Origin of the sequence: Streptomyces sp. NPDC058001 (assembly GCF_042886315.1) — a bacterium.
Lineage (GTDB): Bacteria > Actinomycetota > Actinomycetes > Streptomycetales > Streptomycetaceae > Streptomyces.
In genome coordinates this window covers 1-8,956 of the sequence record NZ_JBHVQT010000033.1, presented here as the reverse complement: position 1 = coordinate 8,956, position 8,956 = coordinate 1, and the positions used below count along the sequence as shown (strand labels likewise).

The window sequence follows — 8,956 nt, the reverse complement described above, 5'->3', positions numbered from 1 at the left end:
CAAGACGCTCGACTGGGATAACCCAGCCGAGCGCCTACGTGATCTACTGACCGCCTGAATCTGGATCGGTGTTGCGACGATCACTAGAACCCAAGGGTGATAGGGCCCTCTCGTGCCCGACTACACCTCGTTGAAGCCACGCGACGCGTCGTAGATGTCAGCCTCGATGACGACCACGAAGAAGCGCGTCACGACGTAGTGGACCATTACGCGGTCTTCCCAGGCCGCGCGCGTCACAGCGTCGCTCGTGTAGGCAAGGTGACTGTCGGCGCCTTCGGGCTCGGCTGCGATCCTGGCAACGAGACGCAGGAACTTCTCCCGGTCCGCGGCCGGCATGTAGTCACGGAACCGCACAACCTGCTCGGTGAACTGCACGCGTCTCTTCATCGAAGCAGGATTCTATGAACACGGTGAGGGCCCCTGCCGGGAATATCGGCCGGTACCTACTCGCCTACGGGTAGCTCAGACGGCGGTTTTCTCCCGGAGGTCGGAGGCGAGGCCAGATTGTCGAGTTCCAGGGTGGTGCGGCAGTCGCCGCACGTGTACTCGATGCCGCCGTTGCCGAGCTTCACGGCGTCCGTGTCGTCGTCGCAGCAGACGGGGATGTCGTCGGCGATCTCCAACTGAGCACGTTTGTCTGTACCTCGTTGAGCACCTCTCTCTCAAGTACGCCGACACCACGTCCTGTTCCGCCTTCCTGACCGCAGTGCGAGACGAGACGAGATCGACTCCCCTGGACCGTGGGACGCGGACATGTTCGAGATCGTGTCCGATCGGATACCGACCTGTTGGGTCACCGCACTGAACCACGGCAGGCTGACCCTGGCGCCCCAGGAGTGGCAGCGACCCGGTTTCTGGAATGACTTCTTCGATCACCTGCCGGACACGGTCGCCGAATACGACCGGCTCAAGGCCCAGATCATCGCGGAGTCGTGACGACCTAACCAAGGGCAGCGACCCCGTCCTCACCTCGGCCGACCTGGGCTCGCAGACGTTCGGCCTGCCCTTTCTTGTCGGCGATGTGCCGCAGGCTCTGCTGCAGGCCGGCGACCTCACCGAGCCACTGCATCCGCTGGGCCTCTCCCAGGCGCTGGCGGGTGTTGGTCTCGATCTCCAGCAGCCGGGGCTCCTGCGCCAGGTCCAGCCGGAACATGGGGCACCTGACACAGGCTTCTCTGAACTTTGGGACCGTGCCGTCCCAAAGCTTCTGATCTGCAGCTCTTTGAAACCGAATTGGTGATGCCAGAGGAATCACAGCGAGATGTTCCGGAGAGCGAGAACTGCTCCGCCTGCCGCCTCAGTACTGTGACTTCGCATGACCGACACCGCGATCGAGATCACCGCAGACCTGGTCCGCGACCTGCTGCAGGAGCAACATCCAGATCTTGCAGGGCTGGCCATCCGGGAGGTGGCGGGCGGCTGGGGCAACCAGATGTGGCGCCTCGGGGACGAGTTGGCCGTGCGCATGCAGCGCATGGACCTCACTCCGGAGCTCCAGCTGAAGGAGCGGCGGTGGCTGCCGGTGCTGGCCCCGCGCTTGCCGCTCCCGGTGCCGCTCCCGGTGCGGTTCGGTGACCCGTCCGAGCGCTTTCCCAAGCATTGGACCGTGATGACGTGGGTTCCCGGCGAGCCGCTGGACCACGGCTCGATCAGCCGCGGCGCCCACGCGGCCGACACGCTGGCGGGTTTCCTCCGGGCGCTCCATGTGGAGGCGCCCGCCGAGGCGCCGATCTCTACGGACTTCGGTGCCCATCCCAGGAACTGCACGGACGGCTTCGAGAACTTCTTCCGGTCCGCTGTTCCCGACGGCATCGCTGCCGAGGTCCGAGCCGTCTGGGGCGACGCTGTTGCGGCCGATGCGTGGGAGGGTCCGCCGGTGTGGGTGCACGGCGACCTCCATCCCGCGAACGTCGTCGTCTCGGACGGAACGCTCTCGGGTATCGTCGACTTCGGTGCCATGTTCGCTGGCGATCCGGCGTGGGACCTCGCCGCCGCATGGGTGCTGCTACCCGCTGGCATGGCCTCACGGTTCTTCGACATGTACGCGCATGCAGACGAGGCGGCGATCCGGCGCGCCCGCGGGCTGGCTGCTATGAAGAGCCTGTTCCTGATGCTCATGGGGCAGAACGGAGATCGGGGCCTTCCCGGCGGCAAGCCGCACTGGGGACCTGCAGGCCGGGCGGCACTTGATCGTGTTCTGAAGGGCGTTTGATGCACGCTTCTTTAAACCTGTTCTCGATCTTGGTTGAGGGCCATGCGGCAGTCCACCTTCGTGGGTTCATCGATCACCACGCATGGTGGGGATGCCAAGGTCCACGGCCGTATGCTGCCCGTGGCCCCGATCGAGCTGGCTGCGCTTCTCCTCGGCGCCAGCCAGGCTGCGCTGGAGACCCTCGACCTCGCCGAGCCAGCCTTCCGTCTCGGCTTCGGCGATTCGGGCGATCAAGTTGTCGCGGATCTCGGCAAGCCGTGCCCGTTGGGCCGGGTCAGGTCGGAGGAGCGAGCATCTGACACAAGCTTATCCGAACTAGCGCAGACGGCCTGGCGGGGGCGGCTCGAAGTCGAGTTGCTCAAAGTAGTGGGCAACAATCTCGGCGCCAGCGAGCATTCGGGCGTGTCGCGCTGCCAACTCGCCGACCTGGTCGTCCTTCAACGGGCGTCCGGGGACGGGGGAGAATGCAGCACATGGATGACGCGTTCACGCTCCTTCGCCAGGCCGTCGATCTGTTGCCGGAGGACGCCGTGGCAGAAAACGGCCAGACAGTCGGGGATGTGCGCGAGGACATCGGGCGCCAGGAGTGGGAGATGGTGCTCGGTGTTCTCATCGAGATCGGGGATGTCCACCCCGTGTCCGTTGACTTCTGGGAACTCCTCGCTGAGGCTGCTCGCCAGATGATGCTCGACCCCAGCCGTCGTTGGTGCGAGTGGCGGGGCTGGGAAGTCCGACACGGCACTGTGCGGGCGACCCTGAGCCTGGTGGGTGCGGAGGAGGGCCGACGCCGGACTGCCTTTTCCGGAGACGGACGGCTCAGGCCGATGTGGGACATCGGCAACCGCACCGCTGACGGGGAGCCAGAACTGAACATCGCAAGGCTGTGGGTGGAGTATGCGCAGGAGCTCGGTCCGGGAGAGACGGCCGACGTTCGGCTGGCCCCCCTGAGCCCGGAGCAGTGGAGGCACCTGAAGTGCGGCGATGTGATCACCATGCACGAAGCCCGACTTGTCGCTGGCACGGCCACTGTGATCGAAGTCCTTCCGCCGCGCACCTGAGCCCATCGCGTCGCCCCAGACGCGCCGCCGACGGCGGACAGCCCTCAGCCGCCGGGCTGAGGGCCAAGAAATCAGTCGGCCTCCAGGGCGTCTGCCCGCCTCGTCAGGTCCGCTGCGATGTCATCCCAGTCCGGTCCGTGCAGCCACAAGTTCTCGGCAGCCTTGCGCATCAGCGCCGGCTCATCAGGTCGCTGCAGGAGCACCAACCGATAGGACAGGTTGCGCACCCAGACCGGCAGGCGGCCATCGACCACGTGCGGACTGAGCTCACGGAGCATGGCGAGGATCGAATCCGCGTCAGCGAATGTCAGTTCCTCGACGAAGTAGTGCTCCCGGTGGTCGAGGTCGCACTCAGGCGTCGGTCGGAACTCGTCTCCGTAGAGACACCGGGCGTGCTCCGTCAAGGTGCTGTGCATGTCTTGGAGCCTATGACGCCTTGATCCGCCGAAATGAACCTAATCGTCGCCCAGGGCGACCAGGATCACGAAGGACTCGGCTGCGTTTCCGGCAACGACGACATCGATGCACCGGCACAGTTCGGCCGACAGATCTTTCGATGACGCCGGTGGTACGGAGGGTTCGGGCGAGCCGGCAGCAGGTCTGGTTGAAGTGGGACTCGATCTGCGCGGCGACCGGCCCGATGACTGGCACCCAGTCGGCGCGGTCGGTCGGCTCCTCGTACCAAAGTCCGAGTTCGGTGATCCACTCCTGGCGAGCGATGGCCCCGCCGGGGTCGCTGGTCAGGTCGCCGACCACAGTCAGCTGGTTCTGAATCCAGAAGGCATAGTTCCAGCGGGCTTCTGCCTGGTCAGAGGCGTCCAGGATGCTGTGTCGAGCCTGAGCTTCAGTGTTGTAGCCGACCGTCAGGGTCGGCTGACGAGGGTCGTCGTCCTCGTTGACGATGAGGAAGGAGACGGCGTAGATGTCGCCGGCATCAGCGGCCGGGATGGATACGAGGGCCCTCTCAACGAGATGCTGAAGGTGATCGTTGAACGTCATGGTCGGCGGGGTCCTGTCGCTCGGGGTCATGAGTCCCACTGGTCGCAGTACTCGATGTGGATCTCGCGCGCGTCGCCGAGAATGCCGTCGTTGGAGTGGAGCTCGGTGCAGAAGTGCGGATAGCTCGGATGGACGGGGACGTATCCGGGACCGTTCCGGGCGACGTCGAGGAAGTGCCGGGCGGTGTCCCTGAACACCTGCGCGCTGCCGGTCATGAACAGGGTCTCGGCGTGGAGATGCTGGTGAAGCAGATCCCGGTTCTCCCGGTAGTGCCGTGCCTCGTGGTCAATCACGGCTTCGCCAGAGTGTCCTGGGCCGGGCAGCGTCACCGTCTGCGGACGCCCCGGGCCGAGCCGCCCGCGCACTTCCTTCCAGCGTGAGGGGGGAGTGTAAATCTAACGGCGGATCCGACGATCATGGGAGAGACGTCAAGTGACTGACACCGCCGTGGAGTTGGAGACCGTGAAGCCCGCTGAGAGTGCCCAGGCCGGGCCGCCCGTCCCCGTGTCGGACAGCCGGCGCTTCACAGCACATTGGTCTGCCCGTGCGCGCCATGCTCTGGTGGCTCGACGACATCGCTGAGGTCGTCGACAACCGCACGACCGATCTGAAGCCTGATGTCAGCTGCACCGGAGCCGATCATTAGGCTCCGACCATGACCAGCAACCTCGGATTCACCTGCTCGTGCTGCGGCAGCCACCATGCCGAGCTGCCGATGAACTACTCGGCCAGAGCCCCCTACGTCTGGGAACCGAGTTTCGCGGACTCTGCGGACTGCCTGCTCTCGTCGGATCAGTGCGTGATCCAGACACAGCACTACTTCGTCAAGGGTCTGGTCGAGATACCGGTCATTGGCAGCGACGAGGTGTTCTCCTGGGCCGCATGGGTCTCCCTCAGCCGGGACAACTTCACCCGATCCGCAGACCTTTGGGACACCCCGGGACGTGAAACCGAGGAGCCGTACTTCGGGTGGCTGTCCACCGAGCTCCTCTACTCGCCCAGCACCATCAACTTGAAGACCCACGTCCACACCCGCCCCATCGGACAGCGCCCCTTCATCGAGCTGGAGCCGACCGACCACCCTCTCGCAGTCGAACAGCGGACCGGCATCACTATGGAGCGCGTCCGTGAAATCGCCGAGGTCGTTCTCCACCCCACCAACAGCGAATCCAAGTGACGTCGAACGTACTGCTGACCTAGCGTTCCGCCCATGACCACCCCAGGCGTCGGCACTGACGATGAGGCCAGCCTGACGATCCGCTGTCAGGACAACTCGTCTGTCAGTGTGAGGTTCTGCGATCGGTTCAGCTGCGACGAGGACTCTGTGTACTACGCCGTCGAACTACGGGCCCCAGGTTTGGCCGCCCGAGTCAATGAGGTCGTCACCTGGATCTGGGACAGCGATCTGGTTCCGTTCCTGGAAGAGCTCGCCGCCGACTACCGGGGATGGGACGGCGAACGCAGTTGGCAGACCAACGACCGTGACCTCGCGATGTCAGCCGTCTTCCGGTCCGGCGGCCAGGTCGGACTGACCTGGACCTTGCGGCCATGGGCGAAGACCGCCGGCGGTTGGAGCGCCTCGGCGACCACCTGGCTGGAGGCCGGTGAGCAGATGGCATCCCTGGCGGCCGATGTCCGGTACTTCCTCGCTGGGGAGCCGTGGTGACAGTCGGCATACGAATTACCGGGACGTTGGGGGCACATGGGTGGGTCGACTGTGTCGTCGAGGACCATCACGAGCGCCATTCCTTGGTTCGCCTGTTTGAGCAACGGTTGGCTGCTGGCCCCTGGGTGCTGGGGTGGCAACAGGCCGCGGTGCACAACGCCGGACCACTGGGTCCGGAGAATCGTAGAGCGAGGAGAGATGTAGCGGCTGACCGGCCCGCCGGCCGTGGAACAGCCGGGGTCTCGGGCAAGCCCAGGTCACAGGGTCTCTGACCTGGGCTTTTCGCGCTGAGCTGGGGGCGGGCCTTCGGGGGCTATTTCACGTCGACGTAGTCCGACGCGGAGGAGACCGCCGGGGTGGTGGACGTGCCTGCGAAGGAGTAGCGGAAGTAGCCGTCCGCCGTGGCCTTCGTCGTCGTCCTGAGGTTGCCCTTGCCGTCCGTCGTGACGGTCTTGAGGGTCGTGTAGGTGCTGGTGCCTTTCTTCTTGAACTGGAGCTTCACCGGCTGCTTGGTGTAGCCCGCGTACTTGTAGGTCTCCCAGTTGGCGCGGGTCAGGGCGCCCGTGACGGTGATCGTCTGGTTCTTCTTCACCGGTTCCGGCGCAGCGTTGACCGTCAGTCTGGAGTTGCGCAGGACCTTCGCCTTCCCGGCGGAGTCCTCGGTGATGTAGTCACCGTCGTTGGCCAGGGCGTGAGCTCGCACGGTCCAGGTCCCGGCCGTGGTGTTGTCCTGCGGGTGGATGCGCGGGTTCATTTTCAGCGTGTAGGTGCAGGTGGTCGTGGCGAAGCTCTGGCGCACGCACTTGCCCGCGATGTCCTCGGGCCCCACGACACCCCAATAGTCGCCGTTGGGGAGGGGCGTGTGCCACATGATCGGGAAGGTATTTCCGACCTCGATGCCCGAGTCGTCGGTGGCGGTCACCGCGATGGTGAACGTTTTCACGTCCGTGGTCCCCAGGACGATGTCCTTCCCTCCGTTGACGACCACCTTCGTGATCCTGATGTCGCCCGAGACCTCATCGGCCTGGGCGGTCCCCGGCATTGCGAGCGCGGACAGGGCGAGTGCCCCGGCGAAGCCTGCCACGGTGGTGCGGTGATGCATGAAGGCGTTTCCCCATGTTCCAGCGCCTCAGGAATATCCCGGGACGGAGCTGACAATGCCCACCCGGTACTCGGATGGCATCGGAGATGACCATCGGGCCACGGGAATGGTTGCCCGCCGAACATACTGCCCCCAGGGCGAGCACGGTGCTCACGCCGTCTTCCGGCCCGGGGGGGTGTTCGGGCCTCGGTCTGTGCAGCGGTACAAGGCGTTGGCGCTGAGGGGATCTTGGATACTCACCGCAGGTCGGAGGGTCTCTCAGGACCGCCCCGTTCCTGGCGTTGGGGCGCGGCTCTCGCGGGGCGCAGCGTTCTTGGCCCGGTGGGGGGTTGCGGCAGTGGGTCACAGGTCGGGCGGGGACGCCCCGGAGGGCCTGGCGGCCCTCCGGGATGGTCTGGCGGGCGCCTTCGGCGCGTTCACCGGCCTGGTGGCTGGTCCTGCGCAGCAAGCTGCGCGCACCGGACCAGCCATCCCCGTCCTTTGCTGTGACCCGCTGCCGCAACCCCCCACCGGGCGCTCAAAACCTGTTCTGACCTGGGTTTTTGCATAGACGGATAAGTTGAACTGCTGTAAAGTTGTCTTTGTCGGAAGGGGCGGCACACCCCGACCGGCGGCCAACGTCAAGGGAAGGAACCCCCATGGGCCCAGCAGTTGCTCCCCTCTGCCCTGGAAAACCGGCGCAGGGGCATTCACGTGGTGGACTCGCTCCCCGCGAAGGGCTACCCGGGATACGTGAACGGAGTTCAGCGCATGAGCACCGTGAGCGACGTCTACGGATGGACCAACGTCCGCGCCCACATCAACATGTCGCCCGACGAGGCGTACGCCCTCACCGACAAGAGGTCACCGCACGCCCTGTACGAACTCATGCTCATGTCTGCCGGGGCCACGCCCCGTCCGGGACTGCACGACCACTCGCCCGAGTTCGGCAGGGCACTCGGGGTCATCGCGGCGTGTTTCGCCGAGCACTGCCGCGCCTACGAGCTGAGCCCGGTGGTGTCGTGGAGCTACGACCCGCGCACCGTCGACCGCGAGTCGATCCAGGGCGAGAAGCGGTTTCACGCCCACCTCGTAGGACGCACCAACGGTGAGCGCGCAGACGTCGCGGAAAGGTCCATACGGGCGGGAGAACTCTCCGCCGTGTGCCGCCGCCGGATCGTTGAGGAAGCGTCAGTTCTTGGCGCTCTGGTGAGCGCGGACATCGTGGACGGTGACGCGCTGCGGGTACTCCAGCCCGTTCCGGCGCACTCCACCCCCACGGCCACGGCCACGGCACAGTTCCTGTTGCCGCAGGGTTGGGAAAGCCTCACCAGCCCGGACCTTCCCGCCGACATCGTGTACATCCACCGCAAGGTGGCGAAGATGTACGACGAGATCCTTCGCACCTGCACCACCGGCACGTCCGGGATGTGGCGGCGGCCCGCTGTCCGGGAGTTCGACCCGGAAAGCATCGATGTACCGCTCTGTGCCGCAACCCGCACGGCACTCGCCCACTACCTCCGCGCACTGCGCCCTGAGATCCTTTCGGGGCCCGTCGCGCGGTCCCGGGCCACGCACGTCTACCCGCTTGCCGATCTGGCCTACGCGGTGACCATCGCCGAGCGGGAAGGAAAGGTGTTCCTGCACCTGCGTACCAACGTCTTCTCCGACCTGGGGGGCGCGGGAATCAGCATCATGGACGGTGTGATCGTGAAGACGAAGAAGGGGGTGGGCGACATGCGCAACGACGAGACCGCAGCAAGGGCCGCGTTCCAGGCAGACTTCCTGCGCAGGCTCCACCATCACCCGATGGCGGCACGGGCGCTGTTCCCCCGCCTGTAGAACCACGGGCCGGACCCGGTTGCCGGGTCCGGCCCCACCCCCACCCGCGCGGGGCCCCCGGCGGGGGGGCCCGGGGGGGGGGGGATGGGCCGCCCCCA

General features: G+C 65.9%; 14 protein-coding genes. 6 read left to right on the top strand and 8 right to left on the bottom strand.

Features of this window, described 5'->3' with window-relative positions:
- Positions 1 to 120: 120 nt before the first annotated feature.
- Positions 121 to 375, bottom strand: a complete 255-nt coding sequence (locus ACFVT5_RS43125; protein WP_389899733.1) for a hypothetical protein — start codon at positions 373 to 375, stop codon at positions 121 to 123.
- A gap of 68 nt (positions 376 to 443) precedes the next feature.
- Positions 444 to 623 carry a hypothetical protein gene (locus ACFVT5_RS43120; protein WP_389899732.1) on the bottom strand — a complete coding sequence of 60 codons (180 nt, stop codon included), beginning with the start codon at positions 621 to 623 and terminating at the stop codon, positions 444 to 446.
- Positions 624 to 765: 142 nt separating this feature from the next.
- Between ACFVT5_RS43120 and ACFVT5_RS43115 the strand changes: the two genes are divergently transcribed.
- A complete protein-coding gene (locus ACFVT5_RS43115) occupies positions 766 to 936 on the top strand; it encodes a hypothetical protein (protein WP_389899730.1) in 171 nt (56 codons plus the stop codon).
- 4 nt (positions 937 to 940) lie between these two features.
- Here ACFVT5_RS43115 and ACFVT5_RS43110 read toward each other — a convergent pair whose 3' ends face one another.
- Complete coding sequence (locus ACFVT5_RS43110; RefSeq protein WP_389899728.1) at positions 941 to 1,153, bottom strand: hypothetical protein; 213 nt, start codon at positions 1,151 to 1,153, stop codon at positions 941 to 943.
- 162 nt (positions 1,154 to 1,315) lie between these two features.
- Between ACFVT5_RS43110 and ACFVT5_RS43105 the strand changes: the two genes are divergently transcribed.
- Positions 1,316 to 2,212: a phosphotransferase gene (locus ACFVT5_RS43105; protein WP_389899727.1), complete on the top strand. Its 897-nt coding sequence runs from the start codon at positions 1,316 to 1,318 to the stop codon at positions 2,210 to 2,212.
- Positions 2,213 to 2,278: 66 nt separating this feature from the next.
- Here ACFVT5_RS43105 and ACFVT5_RS43100 read toward each other — a convergent pair whose 3' ends face one another.
- Positions 2,279 to 2,446: a hypothetical protein gene (locus ACFVT5_RS43100; protein ID WP_389899726.1), complete on the bottom strand. Its 168-nt coding sequence runs from the start codon at positions 2,444 to 2,446 to the stop codon at positions 2,279 to 2,281.
- A 230-nt stretch (positions 2,447 to 2,676) separates the two neighbouring features.
- Between ACFVT5_RS43100 and ACFVT5_RS43095 the strand changes: the two genes are divergently transcribed.
- Positions 2,677 to 3,270: a hypothetical protein gene (locus ACFVT5_RS43095; protein WP_389899725.1), complete on the top strand. Its 594-nt coding sequence runs from the start codon at positions 2,677 to 2,679 to the stop codon at positions 3,268 to 3,270.
- Positions 3,271 to 3,341: 71 nt separating this feature from the next.
- On the opposite strand, the gene ACFVT5_RS43090 is transcribed toward ACFVT5_RS43095, so the two are convergent.
- The 3 genes from ACFVT5_RS43090 to ACFVT5_RS43080 are packed head-to-tail and all read right to left on the bottom strand — an operon-like array spanning position 3,342 to position 4,562.
- Positions 3,342 to 3,686, bottom strand: a complete 345-nt coding sequence (locus ACFVT5_RS43090; RefSeq protein ID WP_389899724.1) for a hypothetical protein — start codon at positions 3,684 to 3,686, stop codon at positions 3,342 to 3,344.
- Between the two features lie 10 nt (positions 3,687 to 3,696).
- Positions 3,697 to 4,269, bottom strand: coding sequence for a hypothetical protein (locus ACFVT5_RS43085; protein WP_389899723.1), 573 nt, complete (start codon positions 4,267 to 4,269; stop codon positions 3,697 to 3,699).
- A 26-nt stretch (positions 4,270 to 4,295) separates the two neighbouring features.
- Positions 4,296 to 4,562 carry a hypothetical protein gene (locus ACFVT5_RS43080; RefSeq protein ID WP_389899722.1) on the bottom strand — a complete coding sequence of 89 codons (267 nt, stop codon included), beginning with the start codon at positions 4,560 to 4,562 and terminating at the stop codon, positions 4,296 to 4,298.
- A gap of 422 nt (positions 4,563 to 4,984) precedes the next feature.
- Here ACFVT5_RS43080 and ACFVT5_RS43075 point away from each other — a divergent pair, with 422 nt between their 5' ends.
- Positions 4,985 to 5,446 carry a DUF2199 domain-containing protein gene (locus tag ACFVT5_RS43075; protein ID WP_389899734.1) on the top strand — a complete coding sequence of 154 codons (462 nt, stop codon included), beginning with the start codon at positions 4,985 to 4,987 and terminating at the stop codon, positions 5,444 to 5,446.
- A gap of 33 nt (positions 5,447 to 5,479) precedes the next feature.
- A complete protein-coding gene (locus tag ACFVT5_RS43070) occupies positions 5,480 to 5,935 on the top strand; it encodes a DUF6228 family protein (protein ID WP_389899721.1) in 456 nt (151 codons plus the stop codon).
- A 313-nt stretch (positions 5,936 to 6,248) separates the two neighbouring features.
- Here ACFVT5_RS43070 and ACFVT5_RS43065 read toward each other — a convergent pair whose 3' ends face one another.
- Positions 6,249 to 7,037: a calcium-binding protein gene (locus ACFVT5_RS43065; protein ID WP_389899720.1), complete on the bottom strand. Its 789-nt coding sequence runs from the start codon at positions 7,035 to 7,037 to the stop codon at positions 6,249 to 6,251.
- Between the two features lie 750 nt (positions 7,038 to 7,787).
- Here ACFVT5_RS43065 and ACFVT5_RS43060 point away from each other — a divergent pair.
- Positions 7,788 to 8,858: a hypothetical protein gene (locus tag ACFVT5_RS43060; RefSeq protein ID WP_389899719.1), complete on the top strand. Its 1,071-nt coding sequence runs from the start codon at positions 7,788 to 7,790 to the stop codon at positions 8,856 to 8,858.
- The last annotated feature ends 98 nt before the right edge of the window (positions 8,859 to 8,956 follow it).

Excerpts from the sequence above, each read along its gene's own strand:
- ACFVT5_RS43090 (WP_389899724.1), bottom strand. The coding sequence starts at position 3,686 with ATGCACAGCACCTTGACGGAGCACGCCCGGTGTCTCTACGGAGACGAG.
- ACFVT5_RS43075 (WP_389899734.1), top strand. The coding sequence starts at position 4,985 with ATGAACTACTCGGCCAGAGCCCCCTACGTCTGGGAACCGAGTTTCGCG.
- ACFVT5_RS43060 (WP_389899719.1), top strand. The coding sequence starts at position 7,788 with ATGAGCACCGTGAGCGACGTCTACGGATGGACCAACGTCCGCGCCCAC.
- ACFVT5_RS43105 (WP_389899727.1), top strand. The coding sequence starts at position 1,316 with ATGACCGACACCGCGATCGAGATCACCGCAGACCTGGTCCGCGACCTG.
- ACFVT5_RS43085 (WP_389899723.1), bottom strand. The coding sequence starts at position 4,269 with ATGACGTTCAACGATCACCTTCAGCATCTCGTTGAGAGGGCCCTCGTA.
- ACFVT5_RS43070 (WP_389899721.1), top strand. The coding sequence starts at position 5,480 with ATGACCACCCCAGGCGTCGGCACTGACGATGAGGCCAGCCTGACGATC.
- ACFVT5_RS43110 (WP_389899728.1), bottom strand. The coding sequence starts at position 1,153 with ATGTTCCGGCTGGACCTGGCGCAGGAGCCCCGGCTGCTGGAGATCGAG.
- ACFVT5_RS43095 (WP_389899725.1), top strand. The coding sequence starts at position 2,677 with ATGCAGCACATGGATGACGCGTTCACGCTCCTTCGCCAGGCCGTCGAT.
- ACFVT5_RS43065 (WP_389899720.1), bottom strand. The coding sequence starts at position 7,037 with ATGCATCACCGCACCACCGTGGCAGGCTTCGCCGGGGCACTCGCCCTG.